At 58.5% G+C, this 25,495-nt stretch carries 23 protein-coding genes; all 23 read left to right on the forward strand.

From position 1 onward, the window contains the following. Window position 1: 1 nt before the first annotated feature. The 23 genes from tssJ to tssH all read left to right on the forward strand — a co-directional run bounded on the left by tssJ (window position 2) and on the right by tssH (window position 25,485). Window positions 2-505: a type VI secretion system lipoprotein TssJ gene (gene tssJ, locus OSH03_RS09525; RefSeq protein ID WP_028013495.1), complete on the forward strand. Its 504-nt coding sequence runs from the start codon at window positions 2-4 to the stop codon at window positions 503-505. Window positions 506-533: 28 nt separating this feature from the next. Next, window positions 534-1,877, forward strand: a complete 1,344-nt coding sequence (gene tssK, locus OSH03_RS09530; RefSeq protein ID WP_061097932.1) for a type VI secretion system baseplate subunit TssK — start codon at window positions 534-536, stop codon at window positions 1,875-1,877. A gap of 17 nt (window positions 1,878-1,894) precedes the next feature. Continuing rightward, window positions 1,895-3,133: a DotU family type VI secretion system protein gene (locus tag OSH03_RS09535; RefSeq protein WP_266178891.1), complete on the forward strand. Its 1,239-nt coding sequence runs from the start codon at window positions 1,895-1,897 to the stop codon at window positions 3,131-3,133. Between the two features lie 2 nt (window positions 3,134-3,135). After that, the gene (gene tssM / locus OSH03_RS09540; RefSeq protein WP_266178892.1) at window positions 3,136-6,756 is read left to right on the forward strand and encodes a type VI secretion system membrane subunit TssM; all 3,621 of its coding nucleotides are present in this window, start codon (window positions 3,136-3,138) and stop codon (window positions 6,754-6,756) included. 16 nt (window positions 6,757-6,772) lie between these two features. Continuing rightward, complete coding sequence (gene tagF, locus OSH03_RS09545) at window positions 6,773-7,489, forward strand: type VI secretion system-associated protein TagF (RefSeq protein ID WP_266178893.1); 717 nt, start codon at window positions 6,773-6,775, stop codon at window positions 7,487-7,489. Window positions 7,490-7,500: 11 nt separating this feature from the next. After that, the gene (gene tssA / locus OSH03_RS09550) at window positions 7,501-8,517 is read left to right on the forward strand and encodes a type VI secretion system protein TssA (RefSeq protein WP_061097935.1); all 1,017 of its coding nucleotides are present in this window, start codon (window positions 7,501-7,503) and stop codon (window positions 8,515-8,517) included. A 75-nt stretch (window positions 8,518-8,592) separates the two neighbouring features. Then, a complete protein-coding gene (gene tssB / locus OSH03_RS09555) occupies window positions 8,593-9,117 on the forward strand; it encodes a type VI secretion system contractile sheath small subunit (protein ID WP_061099651.1) in 525 nt (174 codons plus the stop codon). 2 nt (window positions 9,118-9,119) lie between these two features. Continuing rightward, a complete protein-coding gene (gene tssC / locus OSH03_RS09560; protein ID WP_266178894.1) occupies window positions 9,120-10,619 on the forward strand; it encodes a type VI secretion system contractile sheath large subunit in 1,500 nt (499 codons plus the stop codon). 79 nt (window positions 10,620-10,698) lie between these two features. Next, entirely contained in the window at window positions 10,699-11,130 is a 432-nt protein-coding gene (locus tag OSH03_RS09565; RefSeq protein ID WP_266178895.1) for a Rap1a/Tai family immunity protein, read from the forward strand. Beyond that, window positions 11,127-11,621 carry a T6SS effector amidase Tae4 family protein gene (locus OSH03_RS09570; protein ID WP_248094228.1) on the forward strand — a complete coding sequence of 165 codons (495 nt, stop codon included), beginning with the start codon at window positions 11,127-11,129 and terminating at the stop codon, window positions 11,619-11,621. Before OSH03_RS09565 ends, OSH03_RS09570 begins: the two co-directional genes overlap by 4 nt. 14 nt (window positions 11,622-11,635) lie before the next feature. Beyond that, on the forward strand, window positions 11,636-12,055 hold the full coding sequence (locus OSH03_RS09575) for a T6SS amidase immunity protein Tai4 family protein (RefSeq protein ID WP_407065099.1): 420 nt from the start codon (window positions 11,636-11,638) through the stop codon (window positions 12,053-12,055). A gap of 179 nt (window positions 12,056-12,234) precedes the next feature. Further along, window positions 12,235-12,717 carry an Hcp family type VI secretion system effector gene (locus OSH03_RS09580; RefSeq protein WP_008502640.1) on the forward strand — a complete coding sequence of 161 codons (483 nt, stop codon included), beginning with the start codon at window positions 12,235-12,237 and terminating at the stop codon, window positions 12,715-12,717. A 132-nt stretch (window positions 12,718-12,849) separates the two neighbouring features. After that, complete coding sequence (locus OSH03_RS09585) at window positions 12,850-13,257, forward strand: putative T6SS immunity periplasmic lipoprotein (RefSeq protein ID WP_266178896.1); 408 nt, start codon at window positions 12,850-12,852, stop codon at window positions 13,255-13,257. A 218-nt stretch (window positions 13,258-13,475) separates the two neighbouring features. Then, window positions 13,476-14,465 (forward strand): hypothetical protein, encoded by a 990-nt coding sequence (locus OSH03_RS09590; RefSeq protein ID WP_266178897.1) that lies wholly within the window; start codon window positions 13,476-13,478, stop codon window positions 14,463-14,465. Between the two features lies 1 nt (window position 14,466). Next, window positions 14,467-14,865: a hypothetical protein gene (locus tag OSH03_RS09595; protein ID WP_266178898.1), complete on the forward strand. Its 399-nt coding sequence runs from the start codon at window positions 14,467-14,469 to the stop codon at window positions 14,863-14,865. Between the two features lie 110 nt (window positions 14,866-14,975). Continuing rightward, window positions 14,976-16,736, forward strand: coding sequence for a type VI secretion system-associated FHA domain protein TagH (tagH, locus tag OSH03_RS09600; RefSeq protein WP_266178899.1), 1,761 nt, complete (start codon window positions 14,976-14,978; stop codon window positions 16,734-16,736). Then, on the forward strand, window positions 16,733-17,530 hold the full coding sequence (locus tag OSH03_RS09605) for a PP2C family protein-serine/threonine phosphatase (protein ID WP_266178900.1): 798 nt from the start codon (window positions 16,733-16,735) through the stop codon (window positions 17,528-17,530). The genes tagH and OSH03_RS09605 overlap by 4 nt, the downstream gene beginning before the upstream one ends. A gap of 16 nt (window positions 17,531-17,546) precedes the next feature. Further along, window positions 17,547-18,539 carry a hypothetical protein gene (locus OSH03_RS09610; RefSeq protein ID WP_266178901.1) on the forward strand — a complete coding sequence of 331 codons (993 nt, stop codon included), beginning with the start codon at window positions 17,547-17,549 and terminating at the stop codon, window positions 18,537-18,539. A 9-nt stretch (window positions 18,540-18,548) separates the two neighbouring features. Further along, a complete protein-coding gene (locus tag OSH03_RS09615) occupies window positions 18,549-19,361 on the forward strand; it encodes a type VI secretion system accessory protein TagJ (protein WP_266178902.1) in 813 nt (270 codons plus the stop codon). Further along, window positions 19,354-19,917, forward strand: a complete 564-nt coding sequence (gene tssE, locus OSH03_RS09620; RefSeq protein WP_028013485.1) for a type VI secretion system baseplate subunit TssE — start codon at window positions 19,354-19,356, stop codon at window positions 19,915-19,917. Before OSH03_RS09615 ends, tssE begins: the two co-directional genes overlap by 8 nt. A gap of 2 nt (window positions 19,918-19,919) precedes the next feature. Next, the gene (tssF, locus tag OSH03_RS09625; protein WP_266178903.1) at window positions 19,920-21,791 is read left to right on the forward strand and encodes a type VI secretion system baseplate subunit TssF; all 1,872 of its coding nucleotides are present in this window, start codon (window positions 19,920-19,922) and stop codon (window positions 21,789-21,791) included. Next, on the forward strand, window positions 21,788-22,831 hold the full coding sequence (tssG, locus tag OSH03_RS09630; RefSeq protein ID WP_266178904.1) for a type VI secretion system baseplate subunit TssG: 1,044 nt from the start codon (window positions 21,788-21,790) through the stop codon (window positions 22,829-22,831). The genes tssF and tssG overlap by 4 nt, the downstream gene beginning before the upstream one ends. Window positions 22,832-22,869: 38 nt before the next feature. After that, a complete protein-coding gene (gene tssH, locus OSH03_RS09635; RefSeq protein ID WP_266178905.1) occupies window positions 22,870-25,485 on the forward strand; it encodes a type VI secretion system ATPase TssH in 2,616 nt (871 codons plus the stop codon). Window positions 25,486-25,495 lie beyond the last annotated feature (10 nt).

A 25,495-nucleotide genomic window follows, 5' to 3' on the forward strand; every position in this document is an offset into this window, starting at 1 on the left:
TATGAATAATAAAAAGTTTCATCGGCTGTGGTTAGTCTTTTACGCGGCGATTTTCGCCCTTGTCAGTGGTTGTACGTCGTCTTCACACAGCGACCCTTCCCGCTACAATCTGCAGTTTCAGGCTCATCCACAAATCAATGATTCTGCGCCACTTAAAGTCCGGGTGCTGTTGTTGAAATCCGATGCGGATTTCATGTCCAGCGACTTCTATTCCCTGCAGAACAACGCGTCAGCAACGCTTGGCGCGAATCTGCTGAACAGCGACGTTTTCTTCCTGATGCCGGGACAGCTCTCCAAAACCCTCAGCGGTCAGAGCGATCCCGAGGCGCGCTACATCGGCGTGATGGCGGAATATCAGAAGCTGGACGGTAAAAAATGGCGCGTTTCACTCCCGCTGCCTGTGCCAGGCGAAAATCATATCTACCAGTTCTGGAAATGGTCCGCGGATGAACTCCAGGCCAACGTTTTTCTCGACGTAAACGGCATTCGGGTCATCAGCCAGTAACGCGCTTCACAACAGGAAACACATCATCATGACCAAAGCAGAAAAGGTCGTCTGGACCGAAGGCATGTTCCTGCGTCCACACCATTTTCAGCGGACTGAAAGTTATCTGCTCAACCATGTTCGTGAGTGGGGTGCGCTGCAGCGTTCCTATCTCTGGGGCTTTCTCGACGTAGAACTGGACGAAGCGATGCTTCGCCAGGGATGCATTGCCCTGAGCTACTGCAGCGGGTTACTGCCGGACGGCACCTTTTTCCAGGTACGCAACGGACGCAATGGTCCCGCGCCGCTAAAAATTCCTGACAATCTCACCAACGAAAAGGTGGTGCTCGCGCTGCCGGTTCGTCGCGGTGAGCGGGAAGAGGTGATTTTCAGCGAAGAGCCGGCCTCGCTGGCGCGCTTCGTCGCGTTTGAGCAGGAGGTGGAGGACGATAACGCCATGTCGGTGGGGGATGCCACCGTCCAGTTTGGCCGCCTGCGCCTGACGCTGATGCTGGAAAAAGACCTCACGGCAGAATGGACAGCCATCGGCGTGGCGTTTGTGACGGAAAAACGCAACGACAACCACGTGCGGCTGGACAACAGCTACATTCCGCCGATGCTGAACGCCAATAACAGCCCGCAGATCTACAGCATGATCAACGATCTGCACGGCCTGCTGGTGCAGCGCAGCCAGCAGATTGGCGGCCGCCTGCGCCAGCCTGGCCGCTTTAACACCTCCGAACTGATTGAATTTACGCTGCTCTCGCTAGTGAACCGTCATTTGGGCGAGGTTTCACATTTGAAAACGCTGCCGCTGCTGCACCCGGAAACCCTCTGGCGCAGCTGGCTGCCGTTTGCCACCGAGCTCACGACCTGGACGTCGCAGCGCACCACCGAGAGCGTGCTGCCGATTTACGATCACGACGATCTGGCGAACTGCTTCAGCAAGCTGATGCTGATGCTGCGCCAGGGGCTGGCGCTGGTGATGGAAGATCACGCGATCCAGCTGCCGCTTAACGAGCGCTCGCATGGCCTGAACATCGCCACCGTTCCTGAAACCAGCATGGTGCGCGAATTTGGCTTCGTGCTGGCGGTGAAAGCCAACGTGCCTGGCGACCATCTGCAAACCCATTTCCCGGCGCAGATGAAAATCGCGCCGGTGTCGAAAATTCGCGATCTGGTTCAGCTTCAGCTGCCGGGCATTATGCTGCGCGCCATGCCTGTCGCGCCGCCGCAGATCCCGTGGCATGCCGGCTACAGCTACTTCGAGCTGGAGAAGGGCAGCGAGCTGTGGCACGAGATGGATAAGTCCGGCGCATTCGCCCTGCACCTTGCGGGTGAATTCCCGGGGCTGGATATGGAGTTTTGGGCCATCCGTAGCCCGACAGAATAATAAAGCGAGCGCTTAATATGCAGGAACGACAGGACACCGGCAGTGATGCCACGTTTACCAGAGCCAGTAGCAACAACCCGCTGGTGGCGGCCGCCAATCCGCTGCTCAATGCGATTCCGCAGATCCGTCATTCGGTATCACATGACGATCAGGTGGCGTTACGCCAGCGCCTGATCGATGAGATTCGCCGTTTTGAAGTCCGCTGTCAGCAGGCGGGGCTTCCCTACGAAGTGATCGTCGGGGCGCGCTACTGCCTGTGCACGGCGCTGGACGAGGCCGCCGCGCTTACCCCTTGGGGCAGCAGCGGCGTCTGGTCCAGCAATGGCCTGCTGGTGACGTTCCATAACGAAACCTGGGGCGGCGAGAAGTTCTTCCAGCTGCTGGCGCGCCTGTCGCAGAACCCGCGCGAGCATATTCTGCTGCTGGAGATGATCAACTACTGCCTGCTGCTCGGCTTCGAGGGGCGCTATCGGGTGCTGGACAATGGCCGTACCCAGCTTGAAACCATCAAGCAGCGGCTGTGGCAGATGATCCGCGGCGTGCGCGGCAGCTATCCGCCACCGCTTTCTCCCCATCCGGAAGATCGCCCGGTGCTGCGCAAACTCTGGCGACCAATGGTTCCCCTGTGGGCCTGCGTGGCGCTGGCCGGGTTTATCGCCTGCCTGTTTTATATCGTGCTTAACTGGCGCCTTGGCGACAACACCAGCCCGGTGCTGGCGAAGATTTATCAGTCCCAGCTGCCGGAAACCACCATCCAGCAGCCGGCGCGCCAGCTGCCCGCGGTGCTTAACCTGCGCGGCTTCCTGAAGCCTGAAATTGAGGCGGGCCTGGTGGCGGTGAAAGACGAAGCGGATCGCAGCGTCGTGATCCTGAAGGGCGACGGGCTGTTTGCCTCCGCCTCGACCGTCGTGCGCGACCGCTATGAACCGGTCATCAACCGCATTGCGCAGGCGATGAACAACGTCAGCGGCAAAATTCTGGTGGTGGGCTACAGCGATAACGTGCCGATCCGCAGCGCGCGCTTTGCCTCTAACTACGAGCTCTCACTGGAACGCGCGCGCTCCGTACAGAAAATGCTGCAGGGAAGCCTCTCTCAGCCCGGCCGCGTGAAGGCGGAAGGGCGGGGCGAGATTAACCCGGTAGCGCCGAACACGACGCCGGAAAACCGCGCCCGTAACCGCCGTGTGGAAATTACTCTGCTGGTGTCGCCTGAAAACACGCAGGCCGAGCTGAACGGATTGCCGCAAGGAAACTAAGGATGCTGACTACACTTCTTTCCATTCTGACTAACCGCATTCTGTGGAGCTTCCTCGGCGTAACGGCGCTGGCGGCGGTGATCTGGATGATTGGTCCGCTGTTGTCCATCGTGGACACCCGACCGCTCGAATCCGAACAGAACCGCATCATCAGTATCGCCGTGGTCTACCTGCTGTGGGCGCAGGGCCATATTCTGCCGCGTCTTTATAACGCCTGGCTGAACCGCAAGCTGATGGACAAGCTCAACGAGAACACCGCCAGCCAGGAGGCGGCGGATCCGCAGCAGCGCCTGAACAGCGAGGAGCAGATCCTCGCCAGCCGTTTTGATGAAGCCGCGCAGATGCTTAAAAAAGCGCACTTCAGCAAGGCGGGTCAGGGCGCCCAGTGGACGCAGCGCTTCAGCACGCAATATCTCTATCAGCTGCCGTGGTACGTCATTATCGGCGCGCCGGGCTCCGGTAAAACCACGGCGCTGGTGAACTCCGGGCTGCAGTTCCCGCTCGCCGACCGTTTCGGTAAAACCGCGCTGCGCGGTATTGGCGGCACGCGCAACTGCGACTGGTGGTTCACCAACGAGGCAGTGCTGCTGGACACCGCGGGTCGCTATACCACCCAGGAGAGCGAGCAGGCGCAGGATGCCGGTGAATGGCTGCAGTTCATGGGGCTACTGCGCAAGTACCGTCGCCGCCAGCCGATCAACGGCGTTATCGTCACGATCAGCATTTCGGACCTGCTGACCCAGTCCGCCGAAGCGTCCCGCCAGCAGGCGGTGAACCTGCGCCAGCGTCTGTCCGAGCTGCATGAACAGCTGGGTATCCGCTTCCCGGTGTACGTGATGGTGACCAAGGCCGACCTGCTCAAAGGCTTCCGCGCCTGGTTTGCCGACTACGATAAAGCGCAGCGCGACCAGATCTGGGGCTTTACGCTGCCGTGGGAGCAGACCAAACACGCCGACTACGACCTGATGGGCAACTTCCAGCAGGAGTTTTCTCTGCTACAGCAGCGCCTTGATGCCGGGCTGCCGGAAACCATGCTCAAAGAGCATGACGCGAAAACCCGCGCCGAAGCGTATCTCTTCCCGCAGGAGTTCGCCGCGCTGCGTCCGCTGCTGGCGGATTACCTCAGCACGGTCTTCGCCCGCTCCAACTTCGAAACCGAGTTCTCGCCGCGCGGGATCTACTTCGCCAGCGGGACGCAGGAAGGCATGCCGTTCGACCGCGTAATGGGCGAACTGAACCGCGCGCTCTCCCTGCCGGAAGGGGCGGAGAGCGATAACTGGGATTCGGTCAGCAAAGAGGCACCAATCCCGGGCGCGAAGGGCCAGAGTTTCTTCATCAAGAACCTGCTGCAAAACGTTATTTTCCAGGAAGCCGGGATCGCCGGGGAAAACCGCTGGTGGGAACTGCGCAACCGGGCGGTGATCTGGTCCGGCTACGCGGCGCTGCTGGCCCTGCTGGCGATCCTCGGCGGGCTGTGGCTGACCAGCTATGCCAAGAACAAAGCCTATCTGGAAGAGGTGGATGCGAAGGTGCCGCTGCTGGACCAGCAGAGCAAAGCGCTGCAAAACCAGCCGCAGCGTGACCTGTTCGATCTGCTGCCTCTGCTGAATGGCCTGGTGGACCTGCCGAAAAGCGACGCGTTTGATGTCAACGATCCGCCAGTCTCCCGCCGCATGGGGCTTTACCGTGGGGATGACGTCAGCGATGCTTCCCAGTCCCTGTACCAGAAGGCGCTGGATCAGCTGCTGTTGCCTGCCGTTGCGATGCACATCACCACCTGGCTGCGCAACGACAACGGCAGCGACGTGGAGTATAGCTATGAGGCGCTGAAAGCCTATCAGATGCTCTATCAGCCGAAGCACTACGACGGTAAATTCCTGCACTCCTGGGTGATGCTCAACCTGCAGCGCAACCTGCCGCAAAACGTCACGAAGGCGCAGCTGCAGCAGCTCGAATGGCATCTCACCCAGCTGCTGGAGCCGAAAATTCAGGCCTCGCCGTACGCGCAGGACGAATCCCTGGTGGCGCGTGAAAGAGCGCTGATCAACCAGCAGCCGCTTTCAACCCGCGTCTACGGTCGCCTGAAGCGCCTGCTGGAACATGACGACAACCTCAAGCCGGTCTCTCTTTCCGACCTGGGCGGGCCGCAGAGCGAGCTGGTGTTTTCCCGCAAAAGCGGCAAGCCGGTGAGCGAAGGCGTGCCGGGTCTCTACACGCCGGACGGTTACTGGAAAAGCTTTAACAGCCAGATTGACAGCGTGACGACCGCCCTGCATGAAGACGACGCCTGGGTGCTGGGCGCCGCGACCGCGCAGGAAGATAAACAGCAGATCGATAACGCCGTGCGCCAGCTTTACATGCGCGACTTTATTGCGAACTGGGATCGCTTTCTCGCCGACATCCAGCTTAACAACAGCGCCGATCTTTCCCAGCGCATCAACACCGCGCGCCTGCTCTCTGGCGCAAATTCGCCCCTGCGCCGTCTGGTGCAGAACCTGAGCCAGGTGCTGACGCTCTCCCGCGATACCCCGGCACCGGAAGATGCCGGTAAAGCGCAGGCGCAGAGCAACCGCGCCACCCGCACGCTGGAAGCGCTGTTCAGCAATAATGACAATGCCCCGACGCAGGCCGCCGCGATGACTCAGGCGCCGGAGCAGCTGGTGACGGACCACTACGCGCCGATGATTGAGCTGGCCCAGCCGCTGGAAAAGGGCGGCAAGACCATCGTCTTTGATGATTTTCTTAAGCAGGTAGACGAGCTTTATCGCTACCTGACCGCCGTGCAGGACGCCGCCAACAGCGGCATGCCGGCACCGGGCGGCGAGGCGATCAGCCGTCTGCAGGCCAGCGCCGGTCGTCTGCCGGGCGGGCTGCAAACCATGTTCAGCAACATGGCGGTGGGGGCCAGCAGCGATACCCAGCGCCGCGATCTGGAAAACGTCCGTAAGCGGATTAACGTCGAAGTGGGCGGGTTCTGCCGTCAGGCGATCGCCGGTCGCTACCCGCTGGTGCGCAGCGCCAGCACCGAGGTGACGCCGGACGATCTCGCCCGCATGTTTGCGCCGGGGACCGGGCTGATGGACACCTTCTTTCGCGACAACCTGACCAACAAAGTGGATACCACGCAGGCGAACTGGCGCTTTATGCCGGGCATCGACGGTAAAACCCTGCCGGGCAGCGAAGGGCTGCTGAGACCGTTCCAGCAGGCCCAGTCGATTCGCGACGCTTTCTTTGCTAACGGTGCAACGACCCCGTCTTTCAAGGTGACGGTTCGCACCGTGCGAATGGATAACACCATTCTGAACCTGACCCTGGACGTCGACGGCCAGCTGCTGCGCTACAGCCACGGCCCGCAGGCCGTACAGATCATGAACTGGCCGGGACCGGGCGGCACCAACCAGGTCCGTATGCAGCTGGGGCTGGCTAACGGCAGCACCGCGACGCTTACGACCAACGGCTCCTGGGCGCTCAACCGCTTTTTCGACAAAGCGAGCACCAGCCCGGGCGCGGGAAGCCTGAGCCGTCAGGCCACCTTCAACGTTGACGGACATCAGGTCACGCTGGAGTTCGCGCCAAACAGCATTCGCAACCCGTTCCAGCTTCCCCGTTTCTCATGCCCATAACCGCAAGGACAGCCGTATGACGAATACCCCTGCGATGAACCGCTACAGCTGGTATGGCAAATTACCCAGCGCCGGAGATTTCCTGCAGCGTCGCTTTCCTGACACCTTACAGCGCCAGTGGTCGCACTGGTTTCAGGTTGGCCTGCTGGCCTGGCAGCAGGAAGAGCAGCGCAGCGGCGAACGCCAGTTCACCAAAGCTCCGGTCTGGAACTTCGTCGTCCCGCCGATGCTGGGCAGCCAGATGATCCAGATGGGCTGCCTGCTGCCCGGCCGCGACAGCGTCGGCCGACAGTACCCGGTTTGCATTCAGCTGAGCTTCGCCCCGTCAGAGTGGTCGACCAGCCTGCTCAGCCAGGCGGAGAACTGGTATCAGCAAATTGGTCGTCTGGGGCTGCACGCGGTGCGCAACAGCTTTTCCGCCTCGCAGCTGGATGAGATGCTGATGTCCATTCCGGCGCCGCAGCCCGTCGAGCCGCAGAAGCGTTCCGACATCCTCGACGTGATTGGCTACGACGAGGATGGCCAAAGCACGCTGGGCTGGCCGCAGGCGGCAGAGTGTTTTGACCCGCTGCGTCAGACCAGCTACTGGTGGACCAACCGCTGCGACGGTTACCCGCTGTACACCCACGTTCACAGCGGCAACTTCACCGGGCAGCTTTTCACTCTGCTGTTCGACCCGGCAGGGGGCGCCCGTCCGGGACGTCACGGTCTCTATCCGCCCATGTTTGAATAAGCAGGGAACGTATGAATATCGAAGAATTTCTCGCGCCAATAAGCCCCGACAAGCCCTGTGGCGACAATCTGGAATATGACGCTGACTTCCAGGCGATGAACCAGGCAAGCCAGGGCAAAGCGGAACAGCAGTTTGGCGACACCATCATTCCGGCAGAGCCTGCGGACTGGAACACGGTAGAAAAATTCGCTACCAGCCTGCTGGCGCGCACCAAAGATCTTCGCGTAATGCTGGCGTTAACCCACGCCTGGACCCGTCGTCGCGGCCTTGCGGGCTACGCGGACGGTCTGCTGCTGGTGCAGGAAGCGATCGCGCGCTACTGGGAGCCGCTCTATCCGCTGCTGGAAGAGTATGGCGAAACCGACCCGTTCTACCGCATTAACGCCCTGGCGGGGCTGAGCGATAAATCCGAGCTCACCGTCGCGGTACGTAACGCCTCGCTGCTGCGTTCAAACGGCGATGAAATTTCGCTGCGTGACGCCCAGGCGCTGCTGGACGGCAGTAAAACCGAGTGTCCGGACTATCCGGGCGGCCGTCCGCGGCTGATTGACGAGCTGGCCCGCGGCGACCAGCCGGGGACCGCGGCTGTCATTGTGATTAACGAACGGCTGCTGGCCATCCGCGAGCTGCTTACCGGGCATCTCGGTGAAAGCGGCGTACCGGAAATGGAACAGCTGCTGAAAACCGTGGGGCTGGTCGCCAGCGCGTGTCAGGTGACAGACATCAGCAAGCTGCTGCCGAACCGCGACGCGCAGGCTGAACAGCACGCTGAGCCGCAGCCTGCGGCAGCGCAGCCCGTTCAGCCGGTAACCGACTGGCGCAGCGTGCAGGTCACCAGCCGCGCCGACGCGCAGCTGATGCTGGAAAAAGCGAAGCAGTATTTTGCGCAGTACGAACCGAGCCACCCCGCGCCGCTGATGATTGAACGGGTGCAGCGGCTGTCAGAACTTAACTTCATGGACATTATTCGCGACCTGGCGCCAGACGGCGTTAACCAACTGGAAAACATCTTTGGACGCCGCGAATAACGCGTCCAGGCATTATGACGACAGGCATGGAGCCTGCCGTTTCACCTTCACCGCGCATCTTTGATGGAGAACATCATGGCAATGAGTAACAGTGGGCAGAAATTCATCGCACGTAACCGTGCCCCCCGCGTGCAGATCGAGTACGACGTAGAGATCTACGGTGCAGAACGTAAGATTCAGCTGCCGTTCGTGATGGGCGTTATGGCCGATCTGGTCGGCAAACCGGTAGAAAACCTGCCGGCCGTCGACGAGCGTAAATTCCTTGAAATCGACATCGACAACTTTGACGAACGCATGAAGGCGCTGAAGCCGCGCGTGGCGTTCCAGGTGGATAACACCCTTACCGGCGAAGGTAAGCTCAACGTGGATCTGACCTTCGACAGTATGGACGACTTCCTGCCGGACGCGGTGGCCCGCAAGGTTGAGCCGCTGAACAAGCTGCTGGAAGCCCGTACACAGCTCTCCAACCTGCTGACCTACATGGACGGCAAAAACGGCGCGGAAGAGCTGATCGCTAAAATTCTGCAGGATCCGACGCTGCTCAAATCTCTGAGCCAGCTGCCGAAAAATGACGACAGTGCGAAAGGTAGCGAGGAATAATCATGAGCAACCAGACTCAACAACATGAGCAGCAGGCGGGTCAGGCGTTCAGCCAGGATGAGTTCAGCGCGCTGCTGAACAAAGAGTTCCGCCCGAAAACCGATCAGGCGCGTTCCGCCGTGGAGAGCGCGGTCAAGACCCTGGCGCAGCAGGCGCTGGAAAATACCGTTACCTTCTCGAACGACACCTACCGCACCATTCAGAACCTGATCGCCGGTATCGACGAGCAGCTGTCGCAGCAGGTGAACCAGATTATTCACCACGAAGAGTTTCAGACGCTGGAGAGCGCCTGGCGCGGTCTGAGCTACCTGGTGAACAATACTGAAACTGACGAGATGCTGAAGATCCGCTTTATGAGCATCTCCAAGCAGGAGCTGGGCCGCACCCTGAAGCGCTTCAAGGGCGTGGGCTGGGACCAGAGCCCGATCTTCAAGAAAATTTACGAGCAGGAGTACGGTCAGTTCGGCGGCGAGCCGTTTGGCTGCATCGTGGGCGACTATTACTTCGACCACAGCCCGCAGGACGTTGAGCTGCTGGGCGAGATGGCGCGCATCGGCTCTGCGGCGCACTGTCCGTTCATCACCGGCACCGCGCCGGGCGTAATGCAGATGGAGTCCTGGCAGGAGCTGGCCAACCCGCGCGACCTGACCAAGATCTTCCAGAACACCGAATACGCCGCCTGGCGTTCGCTGCGTGAATCCGAAGACGCCCGCTATCTGGGGCTGGTGATGCCGCGCTTCCTGTCGCGCCTGCCGTACGGCATTCGCACTAACCCGGTGGACAGCTTTGATTTTGAAGAGCAGACCGACGGCGCGAACCACAACAGCTACTCGTGGGCGAACGCGGCCTATGCGATGGCGGCCAACATCAACCGCTCCTTCAAAGAGTACGGCTGGTGCACCTCGATTCGCGGCGTGGAGTCCGGCGGGGCGGTGGAAAACCTGCCGTGCCACACCTTCCCGAGCGATGACGGCGGCGTGGACATGAAGTGCCCGACCGAGATCGCCATCAGCGACCGCCGCGAAGCCGAGCTTGCGAAAAACGGCTTTATGCCGCTGGTTCACCGCAAAAACTCCGACTTTGCGGCCTTTATTGGCGCGCAGTCTCTGCAAAAACCGGCCGAGTACCACGACCCGGATGCCACCGCCAACGCGCGTCTGGCCTCTCGTCTGCCGTACCTGTTCGCCTGCTGCCGCTTTGCTCACTACCTGAAGTGCATCGTGCGCGACAAAATCGGCTCCTTCCGCGAGCGCGAAGAGATGGAGCGCTGGCTGAACGACTGGGTGATGAACTACGTCGACGGCGACCCGGCTAACTCCTCTCAGGAGACCAAGTCCCGTAAACCGCTGGCGGCGGCGGAAGTGCAGGTGCAGGAGATCGAAGACAACCCGGGCTATTACGCCGCGAAGTTCTTCCTGCGTCCGCACTACCAGCTGGAAGGTCTGACCGTTTCTCTGCGTCTGGTTTCTAAACTGCCGTCGCTGAAGACGAAAGACGCGTGATGATGGTAACCGGCCCGATAGGGCCGGTTAGCCAAAAGCTATATTTCGGTTAATTACTGTCAGTGAATAAGGATATCCGGTGATAAAAAATCTATTAATCGCTACCAGTTTGCTGGCAGTTTCAGCACTGGCTAGTGCGCAACCAGAAAAATATACTTACCCGCGAGCGGAAGCATTGCCGCAGGATGACACATCAAACATGCTGCGCGATCCGGCTCTTTTAACCGGATATGATTTAAACCTTACGGCAGAGCGGTTTGCTAATGCCTGGCTTTCAAAAACCAATGAACGTGAACGCATTAAGGCCAATATGTATCTTCTGGGGGTTGTGGATGCCTCCGAGGGGACCGTCTGGTGCAAAGGAAAGCCTTTTTTACCCAATACCCTTCATGAGTTTCTTTACCCGCGTTTCGCTAACTTAACGGCAGAGCAAAAAGAAGAGCGCGCCTCGAAAATTATCACCGATGGCATGAAAGAATTACGCCCTTGCAAAAAAGAGAGTAATAAATGAGACCATTATACGAACAACTGAAACGTCAACATTACTCTTCAAATCATGCTCGTGCGGGATTTGCCTCTGGTGAACAGCTTTTCTCAGAAATTGGCTACGACTATTCAACGATTATCAAACAGCAGCCTGCCTACGAAAATACGTGTGCGGTCAGGATGAGTTTGGCTTTGTTAAAATGTAATGTTGAATTTACTGGGCGTCTCCCCATAAAGTCAGGGCCCTATAAGGGAAAAACAATTGAGCCGGGTGCAAAATTGCTCGCCGATCAACTGTATAAATCTCACGTTTTTGGGAAAGCAGAAATCTATACCGATCGTCAGGCAGGTGCACGGTCGATGATCGGCAGAAAAGGTGTGGTTTTCTTTAATAAAATTGATGGTTACGGTGGTGGTCATATCGATCTCATTGAACCCCTAAGTAATAATTCTTTTATATGTAACTCCGATTGTTTCCCTTACTGTCAGGAAATCTGGTTTTGGGAATTAAAATAATTTCACTAATGAATTTGAAGAGAGCATTTATTCTGCTCATGTTTTTAACGTTTTCGGCTCTTGGCGATAAGCCACAATTTGATTTTTACCAGCAGCAAACATACCGGCAGGTTGTAAAAGATTTAGTTCTGGCGCGTTGCCTTGCGCAGGTGGCCGATAAAGGCAGCCAGTTTTCTGCTGACGCGGCTCGCAGTGCGAGTGCTTTCATTGAGTGGATACCGTTTGATGCCGAAAACGGTACAGAGAAGGTAGAAGCCATCATTGGAAAATATAAAAATCAAATTAATGGTTTTCATTCGGAGCGAAAACCCGATGTAAAAGGCGTAACCTTAAACTGTCTACGTCTTTATCATAGTGACGAACTTAACAAACTTGTTCCTCAATTAATTATCGGAAATCCTGATCGCACCTGGATTCAGGACAACCCGCAGTAGTAAAGACTTCACATTCTTTCCGTTAATTCAGGGGGAATGTAAGACTGTCAAATGACACGGGTCATTTGATGTGAGGCAGAGGTAAAATATGGACGGTTTTATTCAGCCCCATGCTTTCCTGTTTGCCATATAAGTGCTTTTTCGAAAGCAATATTGTTCATCCACGAAGAGTAGATATTATGGCTATTGATATGTTTCTGAAGGTCGAGGGTGTTACGGGCGAATCTAAAGATTCTAACCACACCGGCTGGACTGATATTACCTCCTTCTCCTGGGGCGCTTCCCAGCCAGGTAATATGAGCGTTGGCGGTGGCGGCGGTGCCGGTAAAGTTAACTTTAACGACCTGCACGTTAACGCGCTGATCGACAAATCCACCACCGCTATTCTGAAACACTGCGCCAGCGGTAAACACCTGACTAAGGTTGAGCTGTCCGTCTGTAAAGCGGGTGGCCAGCAGGTGGAATATTCCCGCATTACGCTGGAAGATGTGCTGGTGACTTCGGTTCAGTACACCGGTGCAGACAACGGCGATACCGTTGGTGTGACCTACGCATTCCAGGCTGCGAAAGTGAAACAGCAGTACTGGGAGCAGACCACGTCGGGTGGTAAAGGTGCTGAAAGCAGCGCTGGCTGGAACATCAAAGAAAACAAAGAAGCATAATTGCGTATATGGCCGGGGAGTTTTCCCCGGTCATTATCAACCGGGGAGTCAGATAGCATGACAAGCTTGCAGTAAGAAGGTGCCCGTCCTCTCACCATTTGCAAATTTCAAACACCCTGAGGATCGGCGGGTATGGTTATGAAACAGATATTCGGTGTGTTGGCGGTCACGTTAATGGTAAGCGCTTGTGTGTCTCATCCTGCACAATATCGGTCGCTTGCGGTTACGCTTAAAAACAATGAACCCTGCTTTGCTATTCCCGCTAACCACGGGTTAGAAGCGCCAGTTACCAGCCATTCGCCCACCATTATGAAACGCGTGGGAAATGAATGGAAAACGATATCGCCGCCGTCTACGTTTAGCCCTGAGGTGACGTTAATGACCCAGCAGTGTCATCAGTGGAAGGATGTCGCGTGGCAAGCCGGAGAATATGATGTTGCTCTGAAGGTGTCAGGGAAAAACGATTCTATTCGCTATGCGGCCCGCTTCACCTTACAAGAGGCTCCCTCAGGCCAGTTTAAGCTTATGCAAACTGAATAGAATGTGTTAACCCCAAACGCCGCGTTTCACGCCCCGGGCAGACGCCGATATTCTCGGTAAGGGGGGATTGTTTATTTACTGAAAGAGAAAGCGGGCGGCACTGAACAGGGTCGTTATCAGGTGTTGAAGTGCAACTTAATCGTCAATAGCGACGCGATTCGGGCGCTGAATGCCTAAAATAGCATTTATTTATTTGTGCGAAGCATAAGGAGTTTTTCATGGCAAATCAGTCAAACGTTGCTCCGGGTTACTGTGTGGTACAGCAACCGGGTACGCTGGACTTCCAGACAAGACAACTGTTTGGGAATTCACGTAATGAAAAATCCGAATATTTTATGCAGCTGAATAAAGATACAGCGTGGGTCAAACCTGGACAGATATTAATTGTTGCGGATCCGCATAATGCTAATCAATCACATCAGATTAATGGGTTAGCTAGTGCCAAAAAGAAAGTCAACAACGCACTTGCAACAATTGATGGGGATGCGGCAGAATTTTTAAAGAATAACTTTGATAATATTGCCGCCATAACTGCATGGGGTGATACCTTAGTGGGAAATGCAAGCAGTGCGGGGGAGTCTTACTTTAAACAAATTGAAAGTATTTTGATTAAAATTGAAAAAACCTACCAAAATCAGTATCGAACACAAGGTGCTCTTATTGGGCAGCAGTTTTATGCAGAACGTAATGCCCTTCTTGCGCAACTCAAGCCGCTATTAAACAAACTGACAAAAAAACAGCTCAAATTTAGAGATTATGCGGATCTTAAAAGAGCATTGGGACTTTCCACAAAATCTATTGTTCATGAATGGAGTACGGTTGGTATTGGTGCGATTCCAGGGTACTCAACGTATATTGACCGGGCGTCCAAAATTACAGCTTATATGAAAGCAGGTGGATGGGTTGCGTTAGGTTTTTCTTTTGCGAATACGACTAATGAAGTCTATCATGCATGCACCCTGGGTAGAGAACATGAATGTGGTAAGGTTGCAGTGAGCGAATATAGCAAATTTGGGGGCGGTGTTGCTGGTGCAGCGTTAGGCTCTTCACTTGCGGCTCCTGTTTGTCTTGCATTAGGCGTACCAACAGCGGGAACAGGCACCCTCGTTTGTGGTCTGGTCGTCGGCGCAGTGGGGGCCGCCGGGGGAACAAAGGTTGGAGGGTTTGTAGGAGAACAAATGAATAATTTAATATTTAGCGGAGAATAGTGTGATTGCTGATAATATTTACTCTGCTTTTATTATTTGTGTTTTTGCCGTTTTTATATTTCTTGTGCTAACGTTCTATGTTGATTACCGTAAACATTCCGATCAAGTTGATAAAATCTATGACTTGCTAATTCAGAAGAATTTGCTCAAGGAAGACGATTATCAGGCCTGGAAAAATCTTGGGTTTTGGGGATTTGGTTTTCGCACCACAATTTTATCAAGGCTTGTGCGGGGCAAGCGTATAAAATTGACGGAATCACGTTGGCTTGAACCTCAACCGTGCAACAGTGTTTTATCTAACTTCGAATTATCATGGATTAATTCATATAACACAAAGGTTAAAGTTGCCACGGCTTTGTTTGTACTGCTTTTAATATTAGCAGGCGTTAATGAAATTTAATTATACATTTAAAATTTAAATGATGCTTTTTGGGGTTGATCTCAAACGCCGCCGTTCTCACCCCGAGAGCGGCAGCGTTTGAGCGCTAATCATACCAGCAGGAATACGCCATGCGATTCACGATTATTTCTACGAAACCCGGTCATCAGCCGCCGCAGAGCAGCTGTGATTTTTACGCCCCGGGCGGCACCATTGGGCGCGGTACGGATAACAATCTGGTATTGCCGGACAATGACCGCACCATCTCGCGTTTGCAGGCCATTGTCCACGTTGACGCCCAGGGCGAATGCCGCGTCACCAACCGTGGCAGCGTCACCCGCGTGGTATTAAATGATATTCCGCTGGAGCGCGGACGTCAGGTTGAACTCCAGGATGGCGACATCCTCGGTATTGATGACTACCGTATCGAAGTGACCGAACTGATCCACGATACGCAGCCGGTAAGCCGTATGGCGGCCAGCATGCAGCAGCAGTCACGTCCAACAGCCGCACCCGCTGCGCCGGCAGCGCAAGCGAAGCCTGCTAACCCCGCGCCACGCTGTAAGGCGGAACCGACCGCCGTGCCTTCCGAAATCTGGGACAGCCTGATGCAGGAGTTCTCCATCTCCGACAGCATCTCCAGCAACCGCGCAAAACCCCAGCCTGCGGCCTCACAGGATCCGTTCTCCCAGCCCGCCGCGCCGGAGCGTAATGCCGAAGATCCGCTCGCGATGTTCAACGACAGCGATCCAACGCTTGAGCGTAAGAACGTCGACCCGGACACGCTGTTCAGCGACGAAGCGCTGTTCAAAAAAGAGAGCATTTTTGACGACGTGACGCCTTCCACGCTGGTGCCGCCGGTTGAGGGTCAACCCGCCCCTAAAGAAGACGCGGCGGACGAGCTTGACCCGCTGGCGCTGTTCGGTGGAAAGGCCAGCGCGCCAGCCGCGCGCAATGATGACCCGCTCGGGCTGTTGGGCGGGGCGCCGTTAACCCACCCGGATGACATTGCTGACGAAAAGCCAGCCCCAGCGCCTGAACCGGAGCAGGAAGAGGACGTCCTTGCCGATTCTCCGCTGTTCGCTCCAGAGCCGCAGGAATCGCCGCGTGAAGAAGAGCCGGCGCGGCCGGATTACACAGGCTTCACCATGCCTACGCCGCAGGCCGTTGCGCGCAGCAGCGCTCAGGCACCGAAGGGGCGCCTGCGCATCGACCCGGTCAATAACGCGGCGTCCCCAACCGCCAGCGCGAATAACGGCGAGAAGGGCGAAGTGCTGCAGGGCGAGCTGCTGCAGGCGCTGCTTGAAGGCATGGGCTTGAGCGAAATGCAGCCCGTTCCGCAGTTTGACCGGGAAAATATGCGTCAGCTGGGGCAGATTCTGGGCATGTTCTCGCAGGGGACCGTGGCGCTGCTCTCGTCTCGCTCCATCCTGAAACGCGGCGTAAAAGCCGATATGACCATGGTGCTGGACGATGCCAACAACCCGTTCAAGCTGTTGCCGACCGGGAAAACCGTCTTAATTCAGATGTTCGGCACCCCGATGCCGGGCTTTATGCCGCCGACCAAATCGGTGCGCGATGCGCTTATCGATCTTCAGGCGCACCAGCTGGGGATGATCTCCGGTATCCGCGCCATCATCGCCGCGATGCTGCAGTCCTTTAACCCGGAACAGCTGGAGGAGCAGGCGAAGCAGAACGGCATGACCTCTCGTCTGGCGCTGCCGGGCAGCCGCAAGGCCGCCCTGTGGGACTATTTTGTTCGCAGCTATGGCGAGACGGCGGGCGAAATTGAGGATGACTTCCACACCCTGTTCGGCGAAGCCTTCCTTCATGCGTATGACATGGAGGTGAATCAGTACAAAGACTCACAGAGCGGATCGGAAGACAAATGAATATCGCAACCGCTTCTCTCTCCCGCCAGGGGACGCGCGCCAGCAACCAGGATCAGACGGGAGAAACCATAGGGGAACGCTCGGCCTGCTTTGTCGTCTGCGACGGCATCGCGGGTCTGCCCGGTGGTGAAGTCGCCGCTGAACTGGCCCGCAACAGCATTATCTCCCGCTTCGATGGCGACAAGCACCTGAACGCGCAGCATATCCGCGACTACGTGCAGACGGCGAACCGCACCATTCTGAGCGAACAGCAGGCCGTTCAGGGCTATCGACGGATGGGCACGACGCTGGTCAGCCTGTTCATTGACCGGGACTACGGGCTGGCGTACTGGGCGCATGCCGGCGACAGCCGCCTGTACCTGTTTCGCCGGGGATGGCTGTGGCACGTCACCACAGACCACAGCCTGGTGCAGCAGATGAAGGATGCCGGGCATCAGACGGACGATCTCAACAGCAACCTGCTTTATCTGGCGCTGGGAATTGAAAACGGCGGACCGGAAGCGAGCTACAGCGACGTGGTGCAGGTGGAAGACGGCGATGCCTTTTTACTCTGCACCGACGGGTTCTGGCACGGCGTCAGCGAAGAGCAAATGAAGCAGTCGCTGCACATGGTCAATACGCCGCAGGAGTGGCTGACCTTAATGAACCAAATCATTCAAAAGAATGGCGAACTGGAGGGGAATGCGCAGGATAACTATACCGCCCTGGCGGTATGGATGGGCAACCCTCAGGACACCACTTTGCTGCATACCCTCTCTGACGCAGCACAATTTCTTCCCTGCGGAACTGATTAGACACACAAGGAACGATATGAAACTTTGGCTATCGGGTTTGGCACTTCTGGCGGTGACCTCCACCGCGCAGGCTGAGAATTTCCGCATCGTGCAGTCTCCTGCGCAGAAGCTGGATATCTGGATCGACAATATCAAAGACAACACTCCGCAGAGCTGGTGTAAGCCAGAGGTGGCGCTGCGCATTGTGGCGAACGGCAAGAAAGACGTCTCTGTGCTGGAAAACTTTGTGCCGCGTCTTGGCTCGCTGCTGGAACACCAGTGCAGCAAACTGAATAAACTCAGCTGGACGCTCAACGATCCCGAGGGGACAACGCTGGCGCAGGGCACGGCAGCCAAAGCGCAGGAGTGGGCGCTGGTGGTGAAACAGCAGCAGGCTGCGCCTGCCGTCACCGCGACCACTTCCAGCGGCGCGTTATTGCCTCCGGATCAGAACGTTGCCGCCCATACGGTTGCCGCGGACCGCACGCCGTGGCAGGAGTTTACCCTGCAGGACGGCTGCCACCTGCGCACCTTCTGGGAGGGCGGCGCGTCCGCTCCGGCGCTCTTTATTCCGGATTCTGAAACCACCCGCTGCGGTAACGGCAGCTGGCTGAGCGGTCACACCGTTATCTCTCAGTCCCGCAACGGCGGGCAGAAAGAGATGGCGGTGACGTACATTCACGGCTTCCCGGTGATGGGGCTGAATCAGAGCGCCGATCCGGAAAACGCGCTTATCACCTCCGTTAACAAAGAGCGCATGGTATTCAGCACCCCTGATAGCGACCAGAGCTGGATGATCCTGCCTTACGACAGCACTCTGAACAGCTGGAAGAGCAACGGCACGGTGGCGGTAGAAATTTCCCGCGAAACCGCCAGCGACGATGCAAAGCTGCAGGCGCGTATTGCGGCGGTGAAAAAGACCTGGAGCGCCTGGGTCGCACCCGGCACTCAGCTGAATATCGTTCTGATTGATACCCTGCGCCCTCAGCTGCGCGATCCGGCAGTGGGCGCCTGGCGCGCGGCGAATTAAGGAATGGCTATGAATACGCTCTATCAACACCTGGCGGGTGAAACGCTCAACGACGCGCTGGTGCGCCTCGAAGCAGAAATCAAAGCCCGTCCGGCAGATGCCGACCTCCGCGCCGCGTTCGTGCAGTTTTTAACCCTCAGCGGCAACTGGACGCGCGCGCTGACCCAGCTGAAAAGCTGGCTGGCGCTGAAGCCGCAGGCGAAGCCGACCGTCACGCTGCTGGAGCAGTCCATTCAGGGCGAGCTGCAGCGCGCGCAGGTGATGGCGGGGCAGGCGCGTCCGGCCATGCCTGAAACTCAGTGGCCGTGGCTGACCACCCTGGCCGCAGCGCTGAGCGAGGAGGGCGATCGCGCCCGGTCGCTGCGCCTTGAAGCGCTTGACCAGGCGCAGGCCACCCCCGGTCACGTCACCCTCGAAAACGAGGAGACACGGGCGTTTGACTGGCTGATGGACGGCGATGCCCGTCTCGGCCCGGTGTGCGAAACCATTGTGAACGGCCGTTATTTCTGGCTGCCGTTTAACGCTATCGCCGAGATCCGTTTCCAGGCCCCGGCGAGCGTGACCGACCTGGTCTGGCGTCACGCGCTGGTGCGCCTGACCGACGGTACGGAGCAGGTGTGTCAGATCCCGGCGCGTTACCCGTTTGCTGCCGAGGCTTCGGATGCGATCAAACTGGGCCGCACCACCGAGTGGCGCCCGCTCGACGAGGACGGCACCCTGTACGAAGGGATGGGCCAGAAAGCCTGGCTCAGCGAGCAAAGCGAAAGCCCGCTGCTGTCCTTAAGCCTCGTGTCGTTTGCGACGGATGGAGCCGATGAGTAATCCCGCTGGCGAAGGCGATCTGCTGCGCAGCGGCTGGCAAGCCCGCAGCAGGCAGGAGAAGGTGGGGGCGCGCGACAAAATGCAGCCGTCGCTGCTCGATCGCCTCACCGATAACGACCCGGAAAAAAAGCGCGAGCCGGCTAACAGCAACCTTATCACCCACGCTGCGCTGCGTCGTAACGTGCTGCGGGATCTGCAGTGGCTGTTTAACACCATCAATCACGATGCCTCCGGCGATTTGAGCGCCTTGCCGCACGTGAGCCGCTCGGTGGTTAACTTTGGCGTCGCGCCGCTCGCCGGGAAGAGAATGTCGGATATTGAATGGCACGATATTCAGCGCAAGCTCACCGAGGCCATCATCAATTTCGAACCGCGCATTTTGCCCCAGGGGCTGCAGGTCCGCTGCGTGTCGGATACCTCCTCGCTGGATCTGCACAACGTGCTCTCCATCGAGATTAAAGGGCGCTTATGGTGTGTGCCGTACCCGCTGGAGTTTCTGTTTCGCACCGATGTCGATCTGGAAAACGGCCATTTTGAACTGAAAGATGCGGGGTAATCATGGAAAGTAAACTGCTCGAATATTACAACCGCGAGCTGGCCTACCTGCGCGAAATGGGGGCCGAGTTTGCCGAACGCTATCCGAAGGTCGCCGGGCGGCTGGGCATGCGCGGCATCGAAGTGGCGGACCCGTACACCGAACGCCTGATGGAAGGTTTCGCGTTTCTGACCTCTCGCGTGCAGATGAAAATGGACGCGGAGTTTCCGCGCTTCTCTCAGCGTCTGCTGGAGATGATCGCGCCGAACTACCTCGCACCCACGCCTTCAATGGCGATTGCGGAAATTGAGCCCGACAGCAGCCGCGGCGATCTGAGCAACGGCTTTATCGTGCCGCGCGGCACCATGATGGACAGCCTGGCGCTGAAGAAAACCGGCGTAACCTGCAGCTATACCACCGCGCACGAGGTCAATCTGCTGCCGCTGAAAATCGACAAAGTGGAGCTCGGCGGCGTGCCCGCTGACCTGCCGCTGGCGCAGCTCGGCTTAAGCCAGCGGGGGATCAACAGCGCCCTGCGGATCCGCATTGCCTGCGACGGCCCGCAAAACCTCGGGCACCTGAATTTTGATCGGCTGGAGTTTTTCCTCAGCGGCCCGGACATTGAGGCGCTGAAGCTGCTGGAGCTGGTCATGGAGCACCACGCCGGGATCGTCTGCCAGACGGTCGGCCCGCAGCCGCAGCGACAGCTGCTGGCAACGGATGCGCTGCGTCAGGAGGGCTTTGCGCCGGACCAGGCGCTGCTCCCAGACGATCTGCGCAACTTTGACGGCTACCGTCTGCTGCAGGAATATTTTGCCTTTCCGGCCCGCTTCCGCTTTATCAGCCTGAGCGGTCTGGGCGCGCTCATCCAGCGCTGTGAAAGCGAAAAAGCCTTCGATATTTTCATTCTGCTGGATAAGACGGATGAACAGCTGGAGCGCGTGGTCGACGCCAGCCATCTGGCGCTGCACTGCACGCCGGTCATCAACCTGTTCCCGAAAGTGGCGGCCCGCCAGAAGCTGAATGAAGGGCAGCATGAATACCATCTTGTGGTCGATAACATCCGCCCGCTGGACTACGAGATTTACGCGGTAAATAAAATTTTTGGCAGCGCCGATGGCCAGCGCGACGACCAGACGTTTCGTCCATTCTGGAGCACCTGGAGCGGCGACGCGGGCAACTACGGAGCCTATTTTTCCCTGCGCCGGGAACAGCGCGTGCTCTCTGAGCATGCCCTGCGCTACGGCACCCGTACCGGCTATATCGGCTCGGAGGTCTTTGTCTCGCTGGTGGATGAGCAGCATGCGCCGTGGCAGGAAAACCTGCGCTATATCTCCGCCGAGGTGCTCTGCACCAGCCGCGACCTGCCGCTGATGCTGCAGCAGGAGCTCGGGCAGTTCATTATGGCCGACTCCATGCCGGTGAAATCCCTGACTCTGCGCAAAGGCCCGACGCCGCCGCGTCCGGCGCTGGCGGAAGGGTTCAGCACCTGGCGGCTCATCAGCCAGCTGCAGATGAACTATCTCAGCCTGATGGACAGCGAGAATGAAGAGGGGGCAGCGGCGCTGCGCCAGCTGTTAGGGCTGTACGCCAACCTGGCCGAAACGCCGGTTGCGCGTCAGGTGGAGGGGGTACGCCACTGCGTGCTGGAGCCGGTGCACCGCCGCGTGCCTGAACCCGGCCCGGTCGTTTTCGCCCGCGGAATTGGCATCACCCTGACGGTGGACGAGCGTGCGTTTTCCGGCGCCAGCCCGTGGCTTTTCGGCAGCGTGATGGAGCGCCTCTTTGCCCGTCTGGTATCCATCAACAGCTTTACGGAGTTCACCCTGAAAAGCCAGCAGCGCGGCGAGATAGGCTACTGGGCGCCGCGCATGGGTAAAAGGGCGCTGGTATGAGTGACGCTGCGACCGCACCGCTGCGCGTGCATCGCCTGACGAAGTTGCCGGATACGTTCTGGCACGGGGTCCGCGAGACGCCCTGGCGCTACGATCTGTTTCAGCTGTTAAGGCGCATTGATGCCCAGGGCGGCGAGCGCTACCCGCTGGGACGCGCGCCGCTGCCGAAATTTGAGCCGCTGCGCATTGGGCAGCAGCCCTCAATGAGCTTTGCGCCGTCGACGCTGGCCCAGGTACGACAGCGCGAGGAAAGCGGTCTGCATGAGGTGTCGATCCTCAGCTTTGGCCTGTTTGGCCCGAACGGCCCGCTGCCGGTGCACATGACCGAATACGCCCGCGAGCGTATTCATCATCACCAGGACACCAGCCTTAGCGCGTTTGCCGATCTGTTCCATCATCGCCTGGCGCTGCTGTTTTACCGCGCCTGGGCGGACGCACAGCCCGCCGTTTCCCTCGATCGCGCCGACAACAGGCGCTTTGAGGGCTACCTGGCGTCGCTGATCGGCATGGGGCAGCCGGGCCAGATGAGCAAGGGCAGCCTGAGCGCCCATGCCCGCTTTACCCACGCCGGGCACCTGACCCGTCACGGGCGGGATCCGGAGGGGCTGGAGAAGATCCTGCGCAGCTATTTTAAAGCGCCGGTTAAGCTGGTGAGCAACGTGCCGCAGTGGATGCCGCTCTCCGCGCGCGAGCAGGCGCAGCTGGGAGCAGGACGCCGCATGCCGCGCATGGGGGAATCCGCTTTTCTCGGCGTTGCGGTGCGCGACGTGCAGCATAAGTTTCGCATCGAGATTGGCCCGCTGAGCGCACAGGAGTACAACCGTTTTCTGCCGGGCGAAGCGTGGGTCACCGAGCTGCGCGACTGGGTGCGCCAGTACGCGGGGATTGAGTTTGAATGGGAAACACGGGTGATCCTGCGTGAAGACGCGGTGCAGGGCACCACGCTCGGCGGCACCGGGCGATTAGGCTATAACACCTGGCTGGGGCATCAACCCCAGCCTGTCCCGCGTGGCGATCTGGTGTATCGCGCAGAGCGGTAATCCTTCCGTATACCGAATCATTGTTAATGGAAACTAACATGTCAGAAATTAGCCGTGCCGTGCTTTTCGGCAAACTGGATACGCTGTTATTTACCTCTCTGGAAAGCGCGACTGCCTTCTGCAAGCTGCGCGGCAACCCCTACGTTGAGCTGGTGCACTGGCTGCATCAGCTGATGCAGCAGCAGGATGGGGATCTGCAGCAGGTCATCCGCCATTTTGCCCTCGACGAACAGCAGCTGACGCGCGATATCGTGGCGGCGCTGGACGCCCTGCCGCGCGGCGCAAGTTCCGTTTCCGATCTCTCCGAACATATCGACAGCGCCGTGGAGCGCGCCTGGGTCTTCGGCTCGCTGAAGTTTGGCGTCAGCCGCATTCGCGGCGGCCATTTGCTGATCGGCATCCTCAAAACCTGGAATCTGGCCAACGTGCTGAAGAGCATCTCGGCGCAGTTCACCCGTCTTAACGTCGAAGTGCTGATTGAGCAGTTCGATGCCATCTGCGCCAACAGCAAAGAGACGCAGCAGGCCGCTGCCGCCGTCGACGCGCCCGCGGGTGCGGTACCGGCGGCGCAGGGTACGCTGGCCCAGTACGGCCAGGACCTGACCGCCCGCGCTCGCGACGGGAAGATTGACCCGGTTGTCGGGCGCGACGAGGAGATCCGCCAGATGGTGGATATCCTCATGCGCCGCCGCCAGAACAACCCGCTGCTGACCGGGGAAGCCGGGGTCGGGAAAACGGCGGTGGTGGAAGGGCTGGCGCTGCGTATCGCCGACGGTGACGTCCCGGAGCCGCTGCAAAATATTCAGCTGTGGCTGCTGGATATCGGCATGCTGCAGGCCGGCGCGGGCATGAAAGGCGAATTTGAAGCCCGTCTGCAGGCGCTCATTAACGAAGTCCAGTCCAGCGCCACGCCGATTATTCTGTTTATCGATGAGATCCACACCCTGATTGGCGCAGGCGGCCAGCAGGGTACCGGCGATGCGGCGAACCTGCTGAAGCCGGCCCTGGCGCGCGGTCAGCTGCGCACCATCGGCGCCACCACCTGGGCGGAATACAAAAAGTACATTGAGAAAGACCCGGCGCTGACCCGTCGTTTCCAGACGGTGCAGGTTCACGAGCCGGACGAAGCGAAAGCGATTCTGATGCTGCGCAGCACCGTGTCGCCGCTGGAGACGCACCATCAGGTCCTGCTGCTCGACGAAGCGGTCAGCGCGGCGGTGAAGCTGTCCCATCGCTACATTCCGGCGCGTCAGCTGCCGGACAAAGCCGTTGCGCTGCTCGACACCGCCTGCGCCCGCGTGGCCGTCAGCCAGAGCGCGCCGCCGGCGCAGCTGGAAGACTGCCTGCGCCATCTTGCCGCGCTGGACGTAGAAATTGAGATCGCTGAACGTGAAGCCCGCGTCGGTGCCGGTGATGCCGATCGCGTAACGGCATTAATCACAGAGCGCGACGCGTATGAAACAAAACGCGAAGCCCTGTCCCGTCGCTGGGAAGAAGAGCGCAGCCTGGTGCAGGAGATTATCCGCCTGCGCGCCGCGCTGTTTGCGGCGGGCGAGGAAGAGACCGCTGATCTGCGCAGCCAGCTGGCGGAGCAGCAGCAGGCGCTGAACGCCTTACAGGGTGACGAGCCGCTGCTGTTTGCGGCGGTAGATGAAAACGTGGTCGCCGCGGTGGTCTCTGACTGGACCGGGATCCCGCTGGGCCGGATGGTGAAAAACGAGATCGACGCGGTACTCAACCTCGCCGATACGCTGAACCAGCGCGTTATCGGCCAGCGTCACGGGCTGGATCTCATTGCCCGCCGCGTGAAAACCTCGCGGGCGAAGCTGGACGATCCGAACAAACCGGTGGGCGTATTTATGCTGTGCGGCCCGTCCGGCGTCGGGAAAACCGAAACCGCGCTGGCGCTGGCGGAATCCCTGTACGGCGGCGAGCAGAACGTTATCACCATCAACATGAGCGAGTTCCAGGAAGCGCATACCGTTTCCACCTTAAAAGGTGCGCCTCCGGGGTACGTAGGGTATGGTGAAGGCGGCGTGTTAACCGAGGCCGTGCGCCGCCGCCCTTACAGCGTGGTGCTTCTGGACGAAATTGAAAAAGCGCACCCGGACGTACATGAGATTTTCTTCCAGGTCTTCGACAAAGGCTGGATGGAGGACGGCGAGGGGCGCCACATTGATTTTCGCAACACCATTATCATTCTGACGTCCAACGTGGGCACCGAGCTGATAAGCGCCATGTGCGCCGATCCGGAGCTGATGCCGGAGCCTGACGCGTTAAGCGGCGCGCTGCGTCAGCCGCTGCTGGAGGTGTTCCCGCCGGCGCTGCTGGGCCGTCTGCTGGTGGTACCGTACTACCCGCTCAGCGACGAGATGCTTGGGCAGATTGTGCGCCTGCAGCTCAAGCGCATTCAGCGTCGTCTGGAAGAGAATCACAGCATTATTTCTGAGTTTGACGACAGCGTGGTGGAACAGATTGTTCAGCGCTGCACCGAGGTGGAGTCCGGCGGCCGCATGGTGGATGCTATCCTGACTAACACCCTGCTGCCTCAGATGAGCCAGATCTTACTTACTGCCAGCCGCAGCGACGAGCAGTTCCGACGTCTGCACGTCACCTGCGAGCAGGGCGAGTTTCACTGTCAGTTTGCCGCGTAATAATCATCAA

The organism is Enterobacter nematophilus, from assembly GCF_026344075.1.
Taxonomy (GTDB): domain Bacteria; phylum Pseudomonadota; class Gammaproteobacteria; order Enterobacterales; family Enterobacteriaceae; genus Enterobacter; species Enterobacter nematophilus.

Excerpts from the sequence above, each read along its gene's own strand:
- tssA (WP_061097935.1), top strand. The coding sequence starts at position 7,501 with ATGAATATCGAAGAATTTCTCGCGCCAATAAGCCCCGACAAGCCCTGT.
- tssB (WP_061099651.1), top strand. The coding sequence starts at position 8,593 with ATGGCAATGAGTAACAGTGGGCAGAAATTCATCGCACGTAACCGTGCC.
- OSH03_RS09615 (WP_266178902.1), top strand. The coding sequence starts at position 18,549 with ATGAATACGCTCTATCAACACCTGGCGGGTGAAACGCTCAACGACGCG.
- OSH03_RS09590 (WP_266178897.1), top strand. The coding sequence starts at position 13,476 with ATGGCAAATCAGTCAAACGTTGCTCCGGGTTACTGTGTGGTACAGCAA.
- OSH03_RS09585 (WP_266178896.1), top strand. The coding sequence starts at position 12,850 with ATGGTTATGAAACAGATATTCGGTGTGTTGGCGGTCACGTTAATGGTA.
- tssG (WP_266178904.1), top strand. The coding sequence starts at position 21,788 with ATGAGTGACGCTGCGACCGCACCGCTGCGCGTGCATCGCCTGACGAAG.
- tssC (WP_266178894.1), top strand. The coding sequence starts at position 9,120 with ATGAGCAACCAGACTCAACAACATGAGCAGCAGGCGGGTCAGGCGTTC.
- tssF (WP_266178903.1), top strand. The coding sequence starts at position 19,920 with ATGGAAAGTAAACTGCTCGAATATTACAACCGCGAGCTGGCCTACCTG.
- OSH03_RS09580 (WP_008502640.1), top strand. The coding sequence starts at position 12,235 with ATGGCTATTGATATGTTTCTGAAGGTCGAGGGTGTTACGGGCGAATCT.
- OSH03_RS09605 (WP_266178900.1), top strand. The coding sequence starts at position 16,733 with ATGAATATCGCAACCGCTTCTCTCTCCCGCCAGGGGACGCGCGCCAGC.
- tagH (WP_266178899.1), top strand. The coding sequence starts at position 14,976 with ATGCGATTCACGATTATTTCTACGAAACCCGGTCATCAGCCGCCGCAG.
- tssM (WP_266178892.1), top strand. The coding sequence starts at position 3,136 with ATGCTGACTACACTTCTTTCCATTCTGACTAACCGCATTCTGTGGAGC.
- OSH03_RS09535 (WP_266178891.1), top strand. The coding sequence starts at position 1,895 with ATGCAGGAACGACAGGACACCGGCAGTGATGCCACGTTTACCAGAGCC.
- tssE (WP_028013485.1), top strand. The coding sequence starts at position 19,354 with ATGAGTAATCCCGCTGGCGAAGGCGATCTGCTGCGCAGCGGCTGGCAA.
- tssJ (WP_028013495.1), top strand. The coding sequence starts at position 2 with ATGAATAATAAAAAGTTTCATCGGCTGTGGTTAGTCTTTTACGCGGCG.
- tagF (WP_266178893.1), top strand. The coding sequence starts at position 6,773 with ATGACGAATACCCCTGCGATGAACCGCTACAGCTGGTATGGCAAATTA.
- OSH03_RS09570 (WP_248094228.1), top strand. The coding sequence starts at position 11,127 with ATGAGACCATTATACGAACAACTGAAACGTCAACATTACTCTTCAAAT.
- tssK (WP_061097932.1), top strand. The coding sequence starts at position 534 with ATGACCAAAGCAGAAAAGGTCGTCTGGACCGAAGGCATGTTCCTGCGT.
- OSH03_RS09610 (WP_266178901.1), top strand. The coding sequence starts at position 17,547 with ATGAAACTTTGGCTATCGGGTTTGGCACTTCTGGCGGTGACCTCCACC.
- tssH (WP_266178905.1), top strand. The coding sequence starts at position 22,870 with ATGTCAGAAATTAGCCGTGCCGTGCTTTTCGGCAAACTGGATACGCTG.